The organism is Blastococcus litoris (assembly GCF_003075095.1).
Lineage (GTDB): Bacteria > Actinomycetota > Actinomycetes > Mycobacteriales > Geodermatophilaceae > Blastococcus_B > Blastococcus_B litoris.
In genome coordinates this window covers 652,021-671,374 of record NZ_QCZF01000001.1, presented here as the reverse complement: position 1 = coordinate 671,374, position 19,354 = coordinate 652,021, and the positions used below count along the sequence as shown (strand labels likewise).

20 protein-coding genes are annotated in these 19,354 nt (G+C 73.5%); 9 read left to right on the top strand and 11 right to left on the bottom strand.

Features of this window, described 5'->3' with window-relative positions; genetic code table 11:
* The first annotated feature begins 10 nt into the window (after window positions 1-10).
* The gene (xseA, locus tag DCS98_RS03330; protein WP_116449869.1) at window positions 11-1,240 is read left to right on the top strand and encodes an exodeoxyribonuclease VII large subunit; all 1,230 of its coding nucleotides are present in this window, start codon (window positions 11-13) and stop codon (window positions 1,238-1,240) included.
* Window positions 1,237-1,458, top strand: coding sequence for an exodeoxyribonuclease VII small subunit (locus DCS98_RS03325; RefSeq protein ID WP_116449868.1), 222 nt, complete (start codon window positions 1,237-1,239; stop codon window positions 1,456-1,458). The genes xseA and DCS98_RS03325 overlap by 4 nt, the downstream gene beginning before the upstream one ends.
* A 21-nt stretch (window positions 1,459-1,479) precedes the next feature.
* Here DCS98_RS03325 and DCS98_RS03320 read toward each other — a convergent pair whose 3' ends face one another.
* On the bottom strand, window positions 1,480-1,722 hold the full coding sequence (locus DCS98_RS03320; RefSeq protein WP_164704344.1) for a hypothetical protein: 243 nt from the start codon (window positions 1,720-1,722) through the stop codon (window positions 1,480-1,482).
* Window positions 1,723-1,956: 234 nt separating this feature from the next.
* A complete protein-coding gene (locus DCS98_RS03315; protein ID WP_116449866.1) occupies window positions 1,957-2,571 on the bottom strand; it encodes a DUF4245 domain-containing protein in 615 nt (204 codons plus the stop codon).
* 65 nt (window positions 2,572-2,636) lie between these two features.
* Here DCS98_RS03315 and glpX point away from each other — a divergent pair, with 65 nt between their 5' ends.
* Entirely contained in the window at window positions 2,637-3,683 is a 1,047-nt protein-coding gene (gene glpX, locus DCS98_RS03310; protein WP_338070203.1) for a class II fructose-bisphosphatase, read from the top strand.
* 6 nt (window positions 3,684-3,689) lie between these two features.
* On the opposite strand, the gene DCS98_RS03305 is transcribed toward glpX, so the two are convergent.
* Together DCS98_RS03305 and DCS98_RS23265 are read right to left on the bottom strand one after the other, a co-directional pair.
* Window positions 3,690-4,373, bottom strand: coding sequence for a DUF1707 SHOCT-like domain-containing protein (locus DCS98_RS03305; protein WP_116449865.1), 684 nt, complete (start codon window positions 4,371-4,373; stop codon window positions 3,690-3,692).
* Window positions 4,374-4,473: 100 nt separating this feature from the next.
* Window positions 4,474-5,322 (bottom strand): hypothetical protein, encoded by an 849-nt coding sequence (locus DCS98_RS23265; RefSeq protein ID WP_206340067.1) that lies wholly within the window; start codon window positions 5,320-5,322, stop codon window positions 4,474-4,476.
* 173 nt (window positions 5,323-5,495) lie between these two features.
* On the opposite strand from DCS98_RS23265, the gene DCS98_RS03295 reads away from it, so the two are divergent.
* The gene (locus DCS98_RS03295; RefSeq protein ID WP_116449864.1) at window positions 5,496-6,905 is read left to right on the top strand and encodes a class II fumarate hydratase; all 1,410 of its coding nucleotides are present in this window, start codon (window positions 5,496-5,498) and stop codon (window positions 6,903-6,905) included.
* A 12-nt stretch (window positions 6,906-6,917) separates the two neighbouring features.
* Here DCS98_RS03295 and DCS98_RS03290 read toward each other — a convergent pair whose 3' ends face one another.
* The 5 genes from DCS98_RS03290 to DCS98_RS03270 form a co-directional block, all read right to left on the bottom strand.
* Window positions 6,918-7,667: a TylF/MycF/NovP-related O-methyltransferase gene (locus tag DCS98_RS03290; protein ID WP_164704343.1), complete on the bottom strand. Its 750-nt coding sequence runs from the start codon at window positions 7,665-7,667 to the stop codon at window positions 6,918-6,920.
* A gap of 61 nt (window positions 7,668-7,728) precedes the next feature.
* Window positions 7,729-8,175, bottom strand: a complete 447-nt coding sequence (locus DCS98_RS03285) for a VOC family protein (RefSeq protein ID WP_116449862.1) — start codon at window positions 8,173-8,175, stop codon at window positions 7,729-7,731.
* A gap of 1 nt (window position 8,176) precedes the next feature.
* On the bottom strand, window positions 8,177-8,428 hold the full coding sequence (locus tag DCS98_RS03280; protein ID WP_116449861.1) for an acyl carrier protein: 252 nt from the start codon (window positions 8,426-8,428) through the stop codon (window positions 8,177-8,179).
* Window positions 8,418-10,148, bottom strand: coding sequence for an HAD-IIIC family phosphatase (locus DCS98_RS03275; RefSeq protein ID WP_116449860.1), 1,731 nt, complete (start codon window positions 10,146-10,148; stop codon window positions 8,418-8,420). The genes DCS98_RS03280 and DCS98_RS03275 overlap by 11 nt, the downstream gene beginning before the upstream one ends.
* Window positions 10,145-10,846: an acyl-ACP--UDP-N-acetylglucosamine O-acyltransferase family protein gene (locus tag DCS98_RS03270; protein WP_116449859.1), complete on the bottom strand. Its 702-nt coding sequence runs from the start codon at window positions 10,844-10,846 to the stop codon at window positions 10,145-10,147. The genes DCS98_RS03275 and DCS98_RS03270 overlap by 4 nt, the downstream gene beginning before the upstream one ends.
* Before the next feature lie 211 nt (window positions 10,847-11,057).
* Here DCS98_RS03270 and DCS98_RS03265 point away from each other — a divergent pair, with 211 nt between their 5' ends.
* From DCS98_RS03265 to DCS98_RS03250, 4 genes are all read left to right on the top strand, one after another.
* Window positions 11,058-12,914 (top strand): glycosyltransferase, encoded by a 1,857-nt coding sequence (locus DCS98_RS03265; RefSeq protein WP_116449858.1) that lies wholly within the window; start codon window positions 11,058-11,060, stop codon window positions 12,912-12,914.
* A 58-nt stretch (window positions 12,915-12,972) separates the two neighbouring features.
* Entirely contained in the window at window positions 12,973-14,262 is a 1,290-nt protein-coding gene (locus DCS98_RS03260) for a citrate synthase (RefSeq protein ID WP_116449857.1), read from the top strand.
* Between the two features lie 122 nt (window positions 14,263-14,384).
* The gene (locus DCS98_RS03255; protein ID WP_116449856.1) at window positions 14,385-14,576 is read left to right on the top strand and encodes a hypothetical protein; all 192 of its coding nucleotides are present in this window, start codon (window positions 14,385-14,387) and stop codon (window positions 14,574-14,576) included.
* Window positions 14,577-14,758: 182 nt separating this feature from the next.
* A complete protein-coding gene (locus DCS98_RS03250; protein WP_241037099.1) occupies window positions 14,759-16,729 on the top strand; it encodes an NlpC/P60 family protein in 1,971 nt (656 codons plus the stop codon).
* Here the strand turns inward: DCS98_RS03250 and DCS98_RS03245 are convergent.
* Entirely contained in the window at window positions 16,726-17,487 is a 762-nt protein-coding gene (locus DCS98_RS03245) for a hypothetical protein (protein WP_116449855.1), read from the bottom strand. The genes DCS98_RS03250 and DCS98_RS03245 overlap by 4 nt on opposite strands.
* On the bottom strand, window positions 17,484-17,825 hold the full coding sequence (locus tag DCS98_RS03240; RefSeq protein ID WP_116449854.1) for a hypothetical protein: 342 nt from the start codon (window positions 17,823-17,825) through the stop codon (window positions 17,484-17,486). Before DCS98_RS03240 ends, DCS98_RS03245 begins: the two co-directional genes overlap by 4 nt.
* A gap of 199 nt (window positions 17,826-18,024) precedes the next feature.
* Here DCS98_RS03240 and DCS98_RS03235 point away from each other — a divergent pair, with 199 nt between their 5' ends.
* Window positions 18,025-19,311, top strand: coding sequence for a YncE family protein (locus DCS98_RS03235; RefSeq protein WP_116449853.1), 1,287 nt, complete (start codon window positions 18,025-18,027; stop codon window positions 19,309-19,311).
* The last annotated feature ends 43 nt before the right edge of the window (window positions 19,312-19,354 follow it).

Here is a 19,354-nt window from a genome sequence, read left to right as displayed (position 1 = left end):
GCTCCAGGGCGTGACGTCCCCCTCCTCCCCCGAGGCCCCGTGGCCGGTCCGCACCGTCGCGCGCAAGATCGCCGACTGGATCGGCCGCCTCGGGGAGGTCTGGGTCGAGGGCCAGGTGGCCCAGCTGTCCCGCCGCGGCGGCGCGGCCACGGTGTTCCTCACGCTGCGCGACCCGGCCGCCGACCTGTCCGTGCCGGTCACCTGCCACCGCGACGTCGCCGAGCGGCCCGGCCTGGAGCTCACCGAGGGCGCCCGGGTCGTCGTCCGCGCCCGGCCCGACTACTACATCGCCCGCGGCTCCTTCTCGCTGCGCGCCACCGAGATCCGCGCCGTCGGCCTCGGTGAGCTGCTGGCCCGCATCGAGCGGATCCGCCGGCTGCTGGCCGCCGAGGGCCTGTTCGACACCGCCCGCAAGCGCCCGCTGCCGTTCGCGCCGGCCGTCGTCGGCGTCATCACCGGCCGCGACAGCGCCGCGGAGCGCGACGTCCTCGTGACCGCACGGCGGCGCTGGCCGGCCATCCGCTTCGAGATGTACAACTGCGCGGTCCAGGGACCGATGGCCGCCCAGAACGTCATCGACGGGCTCCGCCGGCTGGACGCCGACCCGGCGGTGGAGGTCATCGTCATCGCCCGGGGCGGCGGCTCGGTGGAGGACCTGCTGCCGTTCTCCGACGAGGGGCTGGTGCGGGCCATCGCCGCCACCCGCACGCCCGTCGTCACCGCGGTGGGCCACGAGACGGACACGACGCTGGTCGACCACGTCGCCGACGTCCGTGCCGCGACCCCCACCGACGCCGCGCACCGCGTGGTGCCCGAGATCGGCGAGCAGCGCCGGCTCGTCGACGGGCTGCGCTCCCGCGCCCGTCACCTGCTCACCGTGCGGCTGGAGCAGCAGGAGCGGTGGCTGGAGTCGGTGCGCACGCGTCCCGTGCTCGCCTCGCCCGACCGGCTCCTGCACGGCCGGGAGGAGGACGTCGTCGCGCTGCGCACCCGGGCCCGCCGCACGCTCGTGCACCGCGTGGAGGGCGCCGAGCGCGACCTCGAGCACGCCCGCGCGCGCGTCGCGGCCCTGTCACCGGCCGCGACCCTCGAGCGCGGCTACGCCGTCGTGCAGCGGGACGACGGGTCCCTCGTGCGGGATCCGGCCGCGGTCGCCGACGACGAGCGGCTGCGCGTCCGGGTGGCCGGGGGGCGGCTCACCGTCCGCGTCGACCGCACCGGGAAGGATGGGCGACCGTGAGCAGCGACAGCGCGGAGCCGACCCAGACCTACGAGCAGGCCCGGGAGGAGCTCGCCGATGTCGTCCGGCGGCTCGAGGCCGGTGGGCTGTCGCTCGAGGAGTCCCTCGCCCTGTGGGAGCGGGGCGAGGAGCTGGCGAAGCTGTGCCAGCACTGGCTCGACCGCGCCCGCGAGCGCCTGGCCGCGGCCGCTCCGGCGGACGACGCCGACCGGTCCTGACCGGCGTCGTCCGCCCGGGGCTCAGGCGGCCCGGCGCAGCTCGCCGTCGTCGGTGACGACCAGACCGGCCGCCGCGAGCGCGGCCAGCATCCGGTCGGCGCGTCGGCGCAGGATGGCCGACATGCGGAGCTCCGCCGGACGGTGGTCGGTGGCATCGGGGGCCAGGGGGTCACCCGGCCCGTCGTAGAGGCAGCGGGCCAGGGCGTCGCGCACCTCGGGCCGGACGAGCGGACCCGGGCGTACCGGCGTCCTCGGTGAGGGCACGCGGGTCACCATCCCGCAGGCACACGAACCGCCGGTGGCGGGGGGCCGGTGGTCGCCGCCGGGGCAGAACGCACGAGGGGACATGCAGACTCCTGGGGGTGTGACTCGCGTGACTGGTGGGGCGGAAGAGTCCCGCCGCGACCCGCGCGTCGACACGCGACGCACCCAGGAGATACCAGGTCGTGATGTACGACACAGAATCGTCAACTTCGGCGCCGCCGTGGGCGCAACCGGTCAGCGGAGGTAGGGCCGCACGGCGGCCGCCACCGTCTCCAGCTCCTCGTCGGAGGCCGAGCCGGTGACCAGCACCGTCGCCCCGCCGGTCTCCCGGGACAGCGCCGTCTCCCCGTCCGCCGTCGTCGACCGCGTCCAGCTCTCACCGCGGATGTCGACGGTGCCCTGCTCCTCGGCGTCGTCGAGCACGTCGGCCACCGGGTCGGCGTCCCGGTCGTCGCTGATCACGAAACCGGCGAACTCCTCCTCGGGCGTGAGGTAGCCGATCTCCAGCGTCACGGGGTCCCCCTGCTCCGCGGCCCCCGCGTCGGTCCGCGCGCTGGTCGGGCGGAAGCCCTCGTCCAGGCCGGTCGGCACCAGCAGCTGGTAGCTCGCCCGGGCGGCGGCGACCTGGACCGACGAGGACGGGTCGACCGTGCGCACGCCGACGTCACCGCTCGAACGGAACGCCTGCCACCCGACGAGCAGCAGGCAGATCACCACCAGCGGGAGCAGGGACCGCACCATGTTGGCCGCGTTCATCCGGTCGGCCCGTTCGATCGCCGACGGCGCCGGCGGAGGGGGCGCCTCCGCCGGGGTGGGTGGGTGCTCGCCCGTCGGGCCGGCTGCGGTCATGCACCTAGGATCGCAGGAGATCCAGCCCCCCTTGCCACCAGCGCCGGTGGCCGATCGGAGCTCCTGTGTCGCTGCCCGTCCCCGAAGGCCCCGTCCCGTCGCGCCGCGGCTTCAGCACCGACCGGCCCGCCCCCGACCGCAACCTGGCCCTCGAGCTGGTCCGGGTGACCGAAGCGGCCGCCATGGCTGCCGGGCGGTGGGTCGGCCGCGGCGACAAGAACGGCGGCGACGGTGCCGCGGTCGACGCGATGCGAGCCCTCATCGGCACGGTGAGCATGAAGGGCGTCGTCGTCATCGGCGAGGGCGAGAAGGACGAAGCGCCCATGCTCTACAACGGCGAGCAGGTCGGCGACGGCCAGGGCCCCGAGTGCGACGTCGCCGTCGACCCCATCGACGGCACCACGCTCATGGCGAAGGGCATGCCGAACGCGATCGCCGTCATGGCCGTGGCCGACCGCGGCGCCATGTACGACCCGTCGGCGGTCTTCTACATGGAGAAGCTGGCCACCGGCCCCGCGGCGGCCGACGTCGTCGACATCTCCGCCCCGGTCGCGGAGAACATCCGCCGGATCGCCAAGGCGAAGAAGAGCTCGGTCGGCGACGTGACGGTCTGCATCCTCGACCGCCCGCGGCACGACCAGCTGGTGCACGAGGTCCGCGAGGCAGGCGCCCGCATCAAGTTCATCACCGACGGCGACGTCGCCGGGGCCATCGCCGCGGCCCGGGAGGGCACCGGCGTCGACCTGCTGCTCGGCATCGGCGGGACGCCCGAGGGCATCATCGCCGCCTGCGCGCTCAAGTGCATGGGCGGCTCGCTGCAGGGCAAGCTGTGGCCCAAGGACGACGAGGAGCGGCAGAAGGCGATCGACGCCGGCCACGACCTCGACCGCGTGCTGCACATCGACGACCTCGTGCGCGGTGACGTCTTCTTCGTGGCCACCGGAATCACCGACGGCGAGCTGCTGCGCGGGGTCCGCTACAGCGCGGGCGGTTGCACGACGCAGTCGCTGGTCATGCGGTCGCGGTCGGGCACGATCCGCTCGATCGACAGCCTTCACTCGCTCGAGAAGCTGCGCGCCTACTCCGCCGTCCCCTTCGACCGGGAGGACTGACCCCCGTCAGAACGGGGGCGGCGGGAACGGTCCCGGCGCCCCGGGCAGCGGCGGCCGCGGCGGCAGCTGCTTGCGCGCGGCGAGCTTCTCCATCAGCGCGCCCCAGCGGCTGGGCGAGTCACCCGGCGCGAGGCTGCGCAGCTTCAGGTCGCCGAAGACCGCCTTGGCGTGGACGACGACCAGCGGCGTGCCGGCGAGCCGCGGCACCGGCGCGAGCTGCACCTTGCGGTCGCCGAACACGGTCCGGCCGTGCAGCTCGGCGTCGACGCCCTCGGCGACGATCACGTCGACGTCGCCGAAGACGGTGCTCAGGTGGAGGTCCACCCGCTCGGCGGAGGTGCGCAGCCCACGGAGGTCGAGCCGGACGTCGCCGAACACCGTGCCGGCCCGCGCGGGCGGGGCGGAGGCGACGGCCAGGACGATGTCGCCGAAGACGCTGGTGACTTCCTCCTGCGGGCGCTGCCCCACGATCTCGACCGGCGGCGCGGCGTCCACCGGGAGATCGGCCACCAGCACGTCCAGCTCGGCCCGGGTGACCGCGGTGAAGGCGACGTCGGCCCGCTGGCCGAACTCGTCGAGGTCGATCCGCCCCTCCCCCACGGCCTTCTGCAGGTGGGCGACGACCGCCTCCCGGTCGGCGTCGGAGGCGCGCACCGCCGGTGGCTGGGCGGACGGGACGTCGTCGGTCACGGCTCCGGACCGTAGCCGACCGCGGCATCTCCGTGGCGCTCCCGGGACGCACGTCGGCCCGGCACCCCGCAGCGGGGTACCGGGCCGACGGTGCCGCGGACTAGTCCGAGGGGAAGGTGATCGTGCAGAGCGTGCCGGTGCCGAGCGGCTGACGGCCGGCGCAGGTGTCGCCGTACGCCTCGTAGACCGAGTCGACCTCCGACTCGAGGAACAGCGTGTCGCAGGCCTCCATGTCGCCGTCGAAGCAGTCCTGCGCGTAGCCGTCCATGACCGGGTCGTCGCCGAGCCCCGTGGGCGGCACGGTCGCCGGCGGGATGTCACCGGCGGGCTCCGACGAGCTCGACGAGCTCGACGAGGACTCCGAGCTCGACGAGCTGCTGCGCTCCGACGTCGACGTGCCGGCCTCGGAGGAGGAGCTGGTGGTGGACCCGGCGGCCGTCGTGTCGTCGTCGTCCCCGCCGAGCAGCAGGAACAGCGCGACGCCGACGGCGGCGAGCACGACCACACCGGCGACGATCAGCGCGATCATCGTGTTCTTGTTGCCCTTGGGCGCCTGGCCACCCGGGCCACCGGGACCGCCCGGAGGGGCCCACTGCTGCTGACCCGGCTGGCCGTACTGGCCATAGGGCTGCTGGCCCGGCTGGCCGTAGGGCTGCCCCGGCTGCTGGCCGTAGGGCGGCTGGCCAGGCTGCTGCCCGTAGCCCGGCTGCTGGCCGTAGGGCGGCTGGCCCGGCTGCTGCCCGTAGCCCGGCTGCTGGCCGTAGGGCTGCTGCTGGCCGTACCCCGGCTGGCCGAACTGGCGGGTCTCGTCGCGCTGACCCTCCTGCCCGGGGGCGCCGAACTGGCGGGTCGGCTCGTCGGAACCACCCGGGGGGGTCCACCCCTGCTGGCCGGGGTGCTCGCCCCCGGGGTCGTTGCCGCCCTGCGGCGGGTACGGCGGCTGGGACATGAAGGACACTCCTCGGGAGACACGGCTGCGGCGCTGCGGATGCTAGGCGGCCGTGGGCGCCGACCACCACACCCGTGGCCCCGCCGTGCGCAGACCGGGACGAGGCGTCCCCCCACGGGTGTCTAGGGTCGCTCCCTGAGCACAGTCACCATCCACACCACCGGGAGCGCAGCGTGGCCAGCGACGACGGCAAGGACGGCACCGACCACCGCATCGAGCACGACTCCATGGGAGAGGTCCGCGTACCGGCGTGGGCCAAGTGGCGGGCACAGACGCAGCGCGCCGTCGAGAACTTCCCGATCTCCGGCACGCCCATCGAGCGCGAGCTGATCGGAGCACTGGCCGCCATCAAGGGGGCGGCCGCGACGGTGAACGCCGACCTCGGTGTGCTCGACCGCGAGATCGCCGGCGCCATCTCCGACGCCGCCGCGACCGTGGCCCGGGGCGACTGGGACGACCACTTCCCCATCGACGTGTTCCAGACCGGCTCCGGCACGTCGAGCAACATGAACACCAACGAGGTCATCGCCACCCTGGCGACCGAGGCGCTCGGCAAGCCGGTGCACCCCAACGACCACGTGAACGCCTCGCAGTCGTCCAACGACGTCTTCCCCTCGGCCATCCACATCGCGGCCACCCGGGCGATCGTCGTGACGCTGATCCCCGCGCTGCGGCACCTGGAGGCCTCGCTCGAGCGCAAGGCCGCCGAGTTCGCCGAGGTCGTGAAGAGCGGCCGCACCCACCTGATGGACGCCACCCCGGTCACCCTCGGCCAGGAGTTCGGCGGCTACGCGGCGGCGGTCCGCTACGGCGTGGAGCGGCTCGAGGCATCGCTCCCCCGCATCGGCGAGCTGCCCCTCGGCGGTACCGCCGTCGGCACCGGCATCAACACCCCGCCCGGCTTCGCGGCCGCGATCATCGACGCGCTCGCCTCGGACATGGACCTGCCGCTGTCGGAGGCCCGCAACCACTTCGAGGCGCAGAGCTCGCGCGACGCGCTCGTCGAGGCCTCCGGCCAGCTCAAGACCATCGCCGTCGGCCTGGTGAAGATCGCCAACGACCTGCGCTGGATGGGCTCGGGCCCGCGCACCGGCCTCGGCGAGATCTTCCTGCCCGACCTGCAGCCGGGCAGCTCGATCATGCCGGGCAAGGTGAACCCGGTGATCCCGGAGGCCACGATCCAGGTGGCTGCCCAGGTGATCGGCAACGACGCGGCCGTCACCTTCGCCGGGACGACGGGCAACTTCGAGCTGAACGTGACGCTGCCCCTGATGGCCCGCAACGTGCTCGAGTCGATCCGGCTGCTGGCCAACGTCAGCCGGATCCTGGCCGACCGCACGGTGGACGGCATCACCGCGAACGAGGACCGCTGCCGCGAGCTGGCCGAGTCCTCGCCCTCGATCGTCACGCCGCTGAACAAGTACATCGGCTACGAGGAGGCGGCGATCGTCGCCAAGCAGTCGCTCAAGGAGCAGAAGACCATCCGCCAGGTGGTGCTGGAGCGCGGCTACGTCGAGCAGGGCAAGCTCACCGAGCAGCAGCTCGACGAGGCCCTCGACGTCCTCTCGATGACCCACCCGTGAGGTGGCGGGTGGTCACTCCACGACGAAGAAGGACGGCGAGCCGACGTACCGCGTGCGCTGCAGGCGGATGTCGGCCAGCCCCCAGCTCTCCCTGAGGGCCACCGTCTCACCGGGGAAGCCGTGAAAAGCGACCTCGTCCATCCCGATGACGGTCCCCCGGGTGACGTAGGGCTTGAGCGCGTCCAGGCACGCCTTCGTCGGCTCGTAGAGATCCACGTCGAGGTACGCCATGGCGACGATGGTCTCCGGGTGCTCCTCGAGCCACTTCGGGAACGTCTCGACGACGTCGCCCACCACGAGCTCGCGACGCGGGTAGAGGTTCTGCTCGTCCCCGTCGCGGTGCTCGAGCACCTCGGCCAGGACGTCCTGGTACGCCTCGGTCACGCCGTAGCCCCCCGCCGCGGCACCCCCGTCCAGAGAGGTGGTCGACGGGAAACCCGAGAAGGTGTCGAACCCGATGATCTTCCGGGCCGCGTTCCCGGGCTCGAGGAGGGACCGCAGCGCCTGGAGGATGGCGAGATCCCTGCCCCACCGGACACCGAAGACCAGCACCGCGCCGTGGACGTCGAGGATGCGCTCGTACAGCGAGTGCAGGTGCAGGATCCTGCCCATCGCCGAACGGGACGCGTAGAGCGGCAGGTTGTCCAGGAGCTCGTCCGGCGGAATGGGGGACGCCGCGAGATCCCGCACGAGGGCGGCCCGGGCTGCCTCCTGCGATTCGTTCCACGGCTGACGGATGGCATGCGGGTTCGGGCTCGACACCGCCGGAGACTATCCCGGGCGGAGGGGTGCCCCGGCCCGCACACGAGGTGCGGTGTGAGCTCTACCGTTCGACCACGGCCGGGCCCACGGTGTCCCCCGCCGGCGAGTCGATCAGCTCGACCAGGGACATGGTGCGCAGCATGACGAAGCAGATGCGGCGCCCCTGGAAGGCTGCGGCGGGCACCGGTGCCACGACCGTCCGGCCGCCGGCACCGGACAGAGCCCTCAGCGCCGCATCGAGGTCGCTCGTCATGAACGCCTGGTGGTAGATCCGGCTCCCGCCGGCCAGCCAGGGCTCGAGCACGTCGCGTCCGGACAGCGGTACCAGGAGTTCCATGCGCGGGCCGCCACCGACCAGGAACCGTCCACGGACGCCCTGGACGCCGTCCTCGAAGTCATCGCCCTCGACGTGGTAGCCCAGGAGCGCGTAGGCCTGCGACTCGCGGTCGAGGTCGCGGCACGCCACACCGAAGTGGTGGAAGTCGAGGTCCGGTGGTTCGTGGGACACCTCAGCCCTCGGCCGGGCTGCGGAGCCGCATCCGGACCGCCGTCACGATGCCGTCGAGGCTGTCGAGCTCGCCCAGGTCGCTCGACTCCAGGCTCACCTGGCAGGCGTCCTCCACGGCGAAGACCAGCTCGACGTGCTTGAGGGAGTCCCACGAGGGGGTGTCCGCGCGCTTGATGTTGCCCACGTGCAGCTCTGCCGGTGGGAACAGCAGACCCATCACCTCACGGACCGTCGCCTCGACGTCAGTCGTCATCCTTCTCCCCTACCACGGTGATCGATACGGGTCTCTCCCCGGCCCTGGACCGGACTACCCGCGCGTCCCAGTCCACCACCGCGATGCCATCGGCTCCCAGGGCGCGCCCGGTATACCCGGCCAGCCATTCCAGCGCCGGCCCGTTGCGCTCGCCGGTGGCATGCAGGAACGCCACCTCGTCCACGTCGTCGCCGGCGAGGAGCGCCACGGCGGACTCGACGACCGCGGTCTCGATGCGCCGCCCGAGGGCTCGGCAGGAGATGCTCACGCCCTCCACGACGAGCCGTCGTCCTTCCTGGTGTCCGAAGACCACGGCTACGGTCCCGCTGTCGGCGAGGCGGTCCTTCAGGGCCACCACGACGAACGACAGCGAGCCCTCCCTGCGACGCCGGAGCAGCTCGCCCTCGCTGATGCGCATGACCGAGGTCGTGAACTGGTTGGTCCGTTGCGACAGCTGCGCGGCGCGCGGGACGTCGCCGGGCTGGTTGACGCGGCAGTCCAGCTCGACCCTCAGGGAGCGCAGGTAGTCCTCGGGGTCGGAGGCGGCCTGCACCTGCGCCGCCCGCTCGCGCGCGGCCCGGAGGTCGTCGACCCGCCGCGCGTCGTCGTCCGTCGTCCGGAACCGGAACAGCCCGGGGCAGTGCACCAGCGCGCGCAGGGACGACGATGCGTCTGCGGCGTGCAGGGTGCGCACGCCGGGGTGCGCCGATGCGACGGTCGCCAGCTCGCCGGGGTTGTCGTCCAGGAAGGCGATGGCGTCGGTTCCGATCCGCAGCTGTGCGGCGACGTCCGCGACGCCGTCGGCCTTGCTGGTCCAGTCGACGGCGGCAGCGGAGACCATGTCCCACGTCAACGGGAAGTCCGTCCGCGACCGGAAGAGCGCGTCCACGTCCGCGGCCTCGTTGCGCGAGACGACGCCGATGAAGACGCCGCGCCGGCGCAGCTGCACCAGGTGCTCCTGCAGTGCGGCGTGCGCGTCGGTCAGGCGCACGCCCTCGGGGCCGTCCTCGCCGAGGACCCCGTCGTAGAGGGTCCCGTCGAGGTCGACCACCACGGCCTTGACCGGGGGGCTCAGCAACCCCGGCAGCCAGCGGAGCCCGAACTCGCGGGCGACCGCCACGGCGGCGGCGGCGCTCCACGACGTCCCGGCGACGCCACTGAGGCGGTGGTCGAGGAAGCCCGCACCGAGTTCCCGGCCGATGGCCGCGACATCCGCCACGAAGACGTCCGGAAGTGCGTCGGCAGCGCGCGCGAGCTGGTCGTTGAACGTCCCGGCATCCGGAGAGGGGTCGTTCGTCAGGAGCACCGGCGCGCTCGATCTCCGGGTCAGTTCGCGCACCCGGCCCAGCAGCCAGGAGACCAGGTCGGCTCCGCTCATCCGCGGTCGGTACCGCTCGAAGTCCAGGGACACCACGTGCAGATCGACGGGGTTCTGCAGGCGGTCCAGGTCGAGCGAGTCGTCGTAGGGCCCCATGAGCGCCGCGACGTCCAGTCCGGCGAACGCGCAGAAGGGCCGCCACGCGGACGTGACGACGTCGAAACCGTGGTTGCGGTGGACCTGGACGGTCCGGGTGGTCAGCGGCCACCGGGGCTGCAGCCGGAGGAGGTCCAGCCGGCGCGGGCGATCGGCGAGCAGCACCGGCTGCCAGGAGGCCTGGGCGAGCGCGGTCTCCGCGACGCCTGCCGGCCCCTCCCCGGAGGACCGAGCCGCGCCGGTCATGACCCGCGGGCGTCGACCGCTGCGTACCACCTGCGCATCAGGTCCAGCAGGGCCGCAGGGGCGTCGTCGGTGAGCGGTACCCGTCCGGCGAGGACATCGGGCCACGCGGCCACCAGGGCCTCGTCCGCGTCGAATCTGCGCAGCCCCACCTCGTTGGTACCGGCGACGCGAGCCGGGTTGCCGAGCGTCGTCGTGAACGGGCCCACGTCGCGCTTGATGGCCGAGCCCATGCCGACCATGGCGCCCGGTCCGACGACGGCACGCTGGTGGATCATCGCTCCCATCCCGAGGGTCGCGCCGTCCCAGATGACGCTGTGTCCGGCCACAGCGGTGCCCGGGGCCATCGTCACCCCGGGCAGCAGCAGGTTGTCGTGGCCGACGTGCGCCCGCGACATCAGGTAGCAACCGTCCGAGATGGTCGTGCGCCGTTCGGTTCCCTGGTGCACCGTGACGAACTCCCGCAGGACGACGCCGCTGCCTATCTCGACCCCGACCCCCTCGACCTCGCCGTCCCAGGCCACCGGGCTGCCGTACGCCTTGTGCTCCGGGGGCATCCCGATGCACACGTGCGGCGCGATCCAGTTCCGGTCGCCGATACGACTGGGACCGAGGACCACCGCGTAGGGGCCGATGACGTTGTCGTCCCCCAGCTCGACACCCGGGGAGACGACCGCGGTGGGATGGATGCGGTTCGGCACGCTCCGAGCCTCTCACGTCGCTCGGGGTGACCGGGCGACTCGCCTCGACACCCGCCGAGCGCTCCCGCGCCTTCCCCGGCGACAGCCTCCAGGACACCCGGCCCGAGGGCGTGGGCCGTCATGGTCACGACCCGGCCTGCCGATGCACAGGTGCATGGCTCGCAACGCGAAGGCCCCGGCCGGACCCAGGCCCCTGCCACACGCCGCGCGCGTGCTCGCCGACAACCGGCGGCACTACGAGCTGCTGGTCGAGATGGCCCGGCAGCACGCCGAGCAGGGCGACGTGGAGCGTGTGCTCAGGACCGCGATGGCCGCTGCGAACTACGCCTGGCTGGCGCCCGTGGGCCTGCTGAGCGACCTCCGCCTCGAGCGCTCGGTGGTGCACGCCGTGCGCGGGTCGGGCCGGGTCGCCGTCGACGGGACCCGCTCCGGGAATCGTGTGCTGCACGTCCTCACCGAGGCCTACTCCGTCGGTGGCCACACCCGGCTGGCGTGGCGGTGGATGAGCCGCGACGAACGCACCAGCGACGTCGTCCTGACCAACCAGCTCGGCCCGGTGCCGCAGGAGCTCGTCGCATCGGTGCGGGCCACCGGTGGAGACGTGTTCGACCTGCGGACGACGCCGACCGGGCTGCTCCAGCGGGCACGGGCCCTCCGGGCGCACATGGACCGGGCCGATGTCGTCGTGCTGCACGTCCACCCGTACGACTCCGTCGCGCTCGCCGCCGTCAACCTCCCCGGTGTGCGTCCGCCGGTGGTGTACGAGAACCACGCGGATGCGGCGTTCTGGCTCGGAGTCGCAGCTGCGGACCTGCTGTGCGACTGGCGACCCGAGGCGCAGTCCGTCGACGTGCGTCTGCGCGGTGTGCCCGAGCCGCGGATCGCGGTACTCCCCATGCCTGTGGACGAGCTGCCGTCGGCGGAGGGCGGCGCACTGCGCCACCAGCTCGGGATCGCCCCGGACGCCGTCGTGGCCGTGACCGTGAGCGCGGACTGGAAGATGGCCGCCTCCTGGGGCCGGGGCATGCACCATCTCGTGGACCGGATCCTCCGCTGGGCCCCGCAGGTGAGCGTGGTCCTGGTCGGAGCCACTCCGAGTGCCGACTGGTCGCAGCTGAGCAGGCGCTACCCGGGCCGCGTCTTCCCGGTCGGCCGTGTGCCGGACCCGAGTCCGTACTTCGACATGGCCGACATCTACCTCGACTCCTACCCGACCCGGGCGGGGACCTCCGTCCTGGAGGCGGCCCTCCTGGGACTCCCCGTGGTCGCCCTCGCCGACGACACCGAGTCGGAACTCGTGCGGCTCCACCAGGGAGCGGCGCCCGGGCTCGCCGGCGTGCATCCGGCCACGACCGCGGACCAGTGCGCCGTCGCCGTGCGCCGCCTGGCCAGCGACTCCGAGCGCCGTCGTCGCGACGGCGAGGCCGTCCGGGCCGCTGTGCTCGCGGCGCACGACGGTCCCGGATGGCGGGCCGAGCTGGAGACCATCTACGCCCGCGCCCGTGCCCTCCCCGCCGTCGACGTCGATCAACTGGGGGACTCGTCCACGGACGACGAGGAGTACGGCGTCCTGCTGCTCAGTTCGACCTCACCGGCCGAGGCCAGTCCGGATCCCCGCAGCATGGTCGGGCCGCTCGCAGACCTCTTCGACAGCACGATGGAGTGCGACCTGCTCGCCTCGCTCATGCGCCGGCTGAGCCCGTCGCTGCTCGTACGGGCGGCATCGTCGTGGGCGGACCAGCCGGACTCGACCACGCGTCTGCTGGCACTCGCTGCGGCTCATCCGCAGCTGACGGTCAGCCTGCCGCTCGCCGCGCACGACGACGGGGCGGGCACGCGCAGCATCGCCGTCCTGACCACCCTGCTCGCCGACCTCGGACAGACACCGGACGACTGTGGCGACATCCGGCTGGAGCCCGACGCGACGGACGGCTCGCGGTCGGTCCGCTGGGACCTGGTGATGACCGACCAGGAGCTCGACCGGCTGGAAGGCGTCGTCTGCTCACCGATGTGGCGAGAGGACGTCGCGGTGGTGGCCGGCAGGCATCAGGAGAGGCTGGGCGCCTGACGTAGCGGGGCGGGGTCGACGGGCGCGTTGCCCCCTCGAAGCAGTAGCGTCCGAAGGCGTGACCGACTCTGACGTAGCCCTGCGCTACCCCGGTGGAGAACTGCCCCTGCCCGTCGTCAAGGCGGCCGAGGGCTCCGACGGCTACGACACGAGCAAGCTCCTGTCGACGACCGGCAAGGTCGCGCTCGACATCGGCTTCGTGAACACCGCGTCGTGCACCTCGGCGATCACCTACATCGACGGTGACGCCGGGATCCTGCGCTACCGCGGCTACCCGATCGACCAGCTGGCCGAGAAGTCGAGCTTCCTCGAGGTCACCTACCTGCTGATCTACGGCGAGCTGCCCACGGCCGACCAGCTCGGCGAGTTCGACCAGCGGATCCGCCGTCACACCCTGCTGCACGAGGACCTCAAGCAGTTCTTCAAGGGCTTCCCGCGCGACGCGCACCCGATGCCGGTGCTGTCCTCGGCGGTCAGCGCCCTGTCGACCTTCTACCAGGACTCGCACGACCCGTTCAACGAGGAACAGGTCGAGCTCTCGACCATCCGGCTGCTGGCGAAGCTGCCCACCATCGCCGCCTACGCCTACAAGAAGTCGGTCGGCCAGCCGTTCCTGTACCCGGACAACTCCTGCGGGCTGGTGGAGAACTTCCTGCGGATGACGTTCGGCTTCCCGGCGGAGCCGTACGAGCAGGACCCCGACATGGTCAAGGCGCTGGACATGCTGTTCGTCCTGCACGCCGACCACGAGCAGAACTGCTCGACGTCCACCGTGCGCCTGGTCGGTTCGTCGCACGCCAACCTGTTCGCCTCGGTCTCCGCGGGCATCAACGCGCTCTTCGGCCCGCTGCACGGCGGGGCCAACCAGTCGGTGCTGGAGATGCTCGAGGCCATCCAGCGCGACGGCGGCGACATCCCGCGCTTCGTCGAGCGGGTGAAGAACAAGGAGCCCGGCGTCAAGCTGATGGGCTTCGGCCACCGGGTCTACAAGAACTACGACCCGCGCGCCGCGATCGTGAAGAAGACCGCCGACACCGTCCTCGGCAAGCTGGGCGGCAACAACGAGCTGCTGGACCTCGCGCAGCAGCTCGAGGAGATCGCCCTCAAGGACGACTACTTCATCGAGCGCAAGCTCTACCCGAACGTCGACTTCTACACCGGCCTCATCTACCGGGCGATGGGCTTCCCGACCCGCATGTTCACGGTGCTGTTCGCGCTCGGCCGGCTGCCCGGCTGGATCGCCCAGTGGCGCGAGATGATCAACGACCCGGCCACGAAGATCGGCCGGCCGCGCCAGCTCTACATCGGCGAGACCGAGCGGGACTTCGTCCCCCTCGACCAGCGCTAGCCGCGACGACCGGCCGGGCCGGGCAGCCCTCCCTCCGGGGGCGCTGCCCGGCCCGTTCCCTGTCCGGGACGACGCACCCCTACGGTGGATGCGCCCCGCCGAGCCGACCCGAGGAGGACGCCATGGCGCAGCCACCCGGCGACGACGTCCTCGTCGTGCCCCCGATCCCCCTGGCCAGCGGGAACGTCCTCGAACCGGAGGACGACGGTCCACCCGTCCGCATCACCAAGGTGGAGGTCGTCGTCTCCACCGAGGACGGCGGCGAGCTCCGCATCCCGCTGACCCACCGGCACGGCGCCTGGTGGGCTCCCTGACCCCTCCCCCGCAGGGGTCACGCAGGCGCCCCGACCGGCAGGTTCACCCTCACCCGCAGGGGTGAGACCGCCGCACCCCCCGTTCAGCGCACCCCCTCGGCACGTCGATACGAGGCCAGACCCCGGCTGCACCCGCAGCCGGGACAGGCCACGACACGACGAGACCGCCGGGGGACGCTGCAGTGCCTGCATCACGCACGTCTGCCCGTCCCGGCTCCGCCGCCCGCCCCGTGCTCACCGCGCGCGAGGCGCAGGCCCTGCGCGAGGCCCTCGCCCTGCGGTCGGCGGTCGCCGCCGGCCAGGCGCTCACCCCTGCGCAGGCAGCGGCGCTGCGCACCGCGACCGCCGTCGCCCGGCGGACGGCGCCCGTCGGCACGAGCGCCCCGGTCCGCCGTCCCGCCACAGGACGCCGTCCCGCCACAGGACGCCGTCCCGCCACGGGACGGCGTCCGGCGACCAAGCGCCGCACGGCGCCCCGCACCGGCGCCGCGTGGTCGACCCGGCTCCGGGTCGTCGCCCTCAGCACGCTGCTGCTGCCAGCGGCGGCGGCCCTCGTGCTGCCCGGCACCGGTCCCGGGAGCACGGGTGACGGCCCCCTCGACACCACCGCTCTCGCGCTCACCGCGCAGAGCTCGCTGCTGGAGGACGCCGGCCGCTACCGCGCGCTCGAGCAGGAGGTGGCCCGCAAGCGGACCGAGCTGGAGCAGGCGCGTGCCCTGGAGGCGACGGCGCTGGCCGAGGTGCGCGCCCACCAGGAGACCGTGGGCTCGTCGGCCGCCGACCTGTACCGGGCCACGGCCCAGCAGCGGTACCCGCTCCTCGGGCTGAGCGTCCACGACGCCGGCTCGACCTCGGGCGCCCTGCTCGGCCAGTCGCTCGCCGACCGCGCCCACGAGGAGCTCACCGGCGACGTGGTCCGGGCCGAGCGCAGCACCGCGTCCCTCGCCCTGGCCGGCCGGCGCGTGGCCCAGGCCGAGTCGGCCGTCGAGGAGGCCCGCGACCGCGCCGACGTCGTCCTGCAGACGGTCAGGTCCGCCGTCGACGACCTGACCCCCGAGATCACCTCCGCCCTGGCCGGTCTCGGGGCGGCCCCGGTGACGGGGCCGCAGCAGGAGCGCAACCAGCAGGCGATGGCGCGCTGGCAGGGGTACCTCGCCCAGCTCGGCGCCGCCGGCATCGAACCGCCGGCGGCCGCGGACATCGCCGATCCCGCGGCACTGCCCTCGGGCTTCTCCCCCGCGCTCGACGCTGCTGGGCAGCCGATCCCGGGCGTCGTCTGGGCGGTCGTCGGCAGCAGCCCGGTCACCGTGCTGCCCGCCGAGACGGTGGCGGCGGTGAGCAGCGCGCTGTCCCAGCTGGGCAAGCCCTTCGTGCCCGGTACGACCGGGCCGGACAGCTACGACTGCGGCGGGTTCACCGCGGCGTCCTGGCTGCTGGCCGGGTACGCCGTCCCGGGCACCCCGCAGGACCAGTGGACGACCGGCGCCGCCGTGCCGCTGACCGACGTCCAGGTCGGCGACCTGGTCTACGCGCCGGGTGGCCAGGACGTCGGCATCTACCTCGGCGACGGCGACGTCGTCGGGGCCTCCGCGGGCACCTACCAGGTGTCGGTGCGCTCCCTGGCCGCCGGCTCGTCGGCGACCCGCGTGACCCTCGCGGCCCCCGCCGGACCGAACGCGCCGCTCCCGATCGCGGAGGCCGGGGCCTGCGGCGCCCCCCTGCCCCCGCCGGGGGAGCGCACCGCCGCCTGGGGCGGGTTCGCCAACGGGCAGATCCCGTCCGACGCGCTCTGCCGCCTGGGCGTCCAGGGTCACAAGCTGCGGTGCGACGCCGCCGCGGCCTACGGCCAGCTCGACGCCGCGTACACCGCCACGTTCGGCACCCCGCTGTGCATCACCGACTCCTACCGCTCGCTGGGCGCGCAGAGGACGGCGTTCGCGGCCAAGCCGAAGCTGGCCGCGCTGCCCGGCACCTCGAACCACGGGTGGGCGCTGGCCGTCGACCTCTGCGGCGGCATCAACGTCAGCGGCTCGGCGCAGTGGAGCTGGATGACGGCCAACGCCGCCCGCTTCGGGTGGGTCCAGCCCGACTGGGCCTCACCCGGCGGGGAGAAGCCGGAGCCGTGGCACTGGGAGTACGGCTACATCTCCTAGAGCCAGGGCAGGTCGGCCAGGCGAGGCCACGGCAGCGTGACCCCGGCGCCGACGGTCTCCCCCGCGAGCCGTGCCGCGATGGCGGGGCCCGCGCAGGCCACCGGGCGCCGCGGCGTGACCACCACGTGCATGTCGGTCATCACCAGCCCGGTCGCCGCGATCCGCTCGAGCATCCGCTCGGGGGCGACGAGGGCGGCGGTCGCCAGCAGCGGCACCTCCGGGTGCGACCAGAGCGCGACGGGGCCCTCCACCCGCAGGTCCAGGGGCACCTCGTGCGCCCGGACGGCGGCCGCCGACCGGGTGCGCAGGCGGGTGGGCGCGTCCGCCGACGACGACGGCGTCCACGGCAGGGCCAGCCCACCGCGGCGGACGACGACCCGCCAGCCGATCGCCGTCTCGGCGCGGTCGGCCCAGTCGACGACGGCGAGACCGGTCGTCGCCGCGGCGGCGTCGGTGACCGGTCGGTGCGCCACCCAGGCGGCCAGCGCGGCGGAGATGCCCTCGTGGGTCGGGGCCACGCCGGCGCGGGTCATGTCGTCGGCGAGCTCGGCGAGGTGGACCCGCACCCGGCGCTCGTCCTCCTCGAGGACGACGAGCGAACCCGCGCCGGGCCGCCGGACGACGTCCACCCGCAGGCGGGCGGTGCTCAGGGAGGGCAGCACGGTCTCGGCCACGTCGCGCAGGTCGGCGACGTCGATGCGCACCGGCCGCAACCGCTGCAGCAGTCCGGCCGATCCCCCGAACCGGGTGTCGGTCATGCGGTCCCGCCGAGCAGGTCGCGGACCGGCGCCGGCAGGTCGGGCAGCGCCAGGACGCTGGACAGCTCCGCGGCGCTCAGCCGCACCGGCAGCACGTCGTCGTCCCACCCGGTGGCCAGGCGCACCCGTGCCGCCGACGCCGGCCACACCGCGTCGCGGGCCGCGGCGACGTGCAGCTCGGTCAGGACGTCCTCGAGGTGGATGACCGCGACCGGGTGCACCGGCCGGCTGCTCAGCGCGTTCCGGACGGCGGTCGCCAGCTGCGTCCGGCGCGGGCCGTCGAGCCAGTGCGGGACGAGGACCTCGGAGCCGGGCTCGCCGGCCGGGAGCGCGCTCACCGCGACCGCTCCGCTGCACCGCTGCGCGCCGCTGCGGGGCGGAGGCGGGCGGAGGGGGTCACGTGGTGGATATCGGCAGCGGCGCGCCCGGATGGACCCGTTCTCGTCGCATTTCCTGGACGTCGCGCAACTCCCGTTGCGTAACCCGGGGGCCGCTGGCGCGTTCCCATCCCGTAGCCGAGAAGCCGGGAGCCCGTCCATGCGCCGCACCGCCGTCCTCGCCCCTGTCCTCGCCCTCGCCACGGCGCTGACCACGGCCGTCGTCTCCACCGAGGCGCTCGCCGAGGGCGGACCGGCCCGCGACGTCATGTTCGTCGGCAACAACTGGGACGGGACCGCCACCGTCGTCGACGCCCGCACGCACCGGCCGATCCGGACCATCGACACGATCCCCGACCGCGCCGAGCGGATGGCCGACATCGTCACCAGCCCCGACAAGCTGGCCTTCTACCTGGCGATCCAGGCGGCGATCGGCGAGGGGCACGCGCAGTACACCGACGACATGTACACGACCCACGACGGTCGCCTGCTGGCCGTCTCGCGGCCCAGCTTCGCCGACGTCGTCGGCATCGACCTGGCGTCGGGCGGGATCGTGTGGCGCTTCCCGATGGAGGGCTACCGCTCCGACCACATGGGCGTCTCGCCGGACGGCGAGCGGCTGCTGGTGAGCGACTCGACCGCGAACACGGTGCACGAGCTCGACATCCGCACCGGCGCGAAGACGGGCGAGTTCCCCAGCGGCGACAGCCCGCACGAGAACAACTACACCGCCGACGGCTCGCGGGTGTTCCACGCCAGCATCGGCCGGGTCTACACCCCCACCGACCGGCCGGTGCTGCGGGAGGCCTACGACACCCTCAAGGGCGAGCGGTGGTTCCAGATCGTCCGGACCGACGGGCTGACCGTCGAGCAGCGCTGGGACATGGGTGAGGAGCTCGCGGAGGCCGGCTACCCCGACATGGCCTCGGCGGTGCGGCCGATGGCGGTGGCGCCGGACGAGCGCTTCGTCTACCTGCAGGTGTCCTTCTTCCACGGCTGGATCGAGTTCGACACCCAGGCCGCCGACATCGACGGCGCGACGGGTTACGACGGCGAGCCGGCGGTCGGCGCCGTCACCCGCGTGGTGGACCTGCCCAAGCGCACGACCGAGCCGCGCGAGAACTACGTGCTGGACTCGGCGCACCACGGGCTGGCGATGAACCCGGAGGGGACGACGCTGTGCGCCGCCGGGACCATGGACGGCTACGCGGCGATCATCGACCGGGAGACCGAGGAGTACCGGCTGGTCGAGGTCGGCGAGAAGCCGTACTGGTCGACCAACGGCGTCTTCGGCGACGAGTGCTGGGTGTCGGTGAGCGGGACCGACCGGGTCGTCGTCATCGACTACGACACCGGCCGGACGATCCGCACGATCCGGGTCGGCGACCACCCGCAGCGCGTGCGCGCCGGCGTCGTCGCCCACGACGTCCTCCGCACCTGGAGGTAGTTGGTGATCAGGTGAGCTGATCGTTCTGGGTCCTGACTCAGGG

Coding starts and splice junctions, on each gene's coding strand:
- DCS98_RS23265 (WP_206340067.1), bottom strand. CDS start 5,322: ATGTCCCAGCCGCCGTACCCGCCGCAGGGCGGCAACGACCCCGGGGGC.
- DCS98_RS03235 (WP_116449853.1), top strand. CDS start 18,025: ATGCGCCGCACCGCCGTCCTCGCCCCTGTCCTCGCCCTCGCCACGGCG.
- DCS98_RS03275 (WP_116449860.1), bottom strand. CDS start 10,148: ATGACCGGCGCGGCTCGGTCCTCCGGGGAGGGGCCGGCAGGCGTCGCG.
- DCS98_RS03280 (WP_116449861.1), bottom strand. CDS start 8,428: ATGACGACTGACGTCGAGGCGACGGTCCGTGAGGTGATGGGTCTGCTG.
- DCS98_RS03255 (WP_116449856.1), top strand. CDS start 14,385: ATGGCGCAGCCACCCGGCGACGACGTCCTCGTCGTGCCCCCGATCCCC.
- DCS98_RS03245 (WP_116449855.1), bottom strand. CDS start 17,487: ATGACCGACACCCGGTTCGGGGGATCGGCCGGACTGCTGCAGCGGTTG.
- DCS98_RS03315 (WP_116449866.1), bottom strand. CDS start 2,571: ATGACCGCAGCCGGCCCGACGGGCGAGCACCCACCCACCCCGGCGGAG.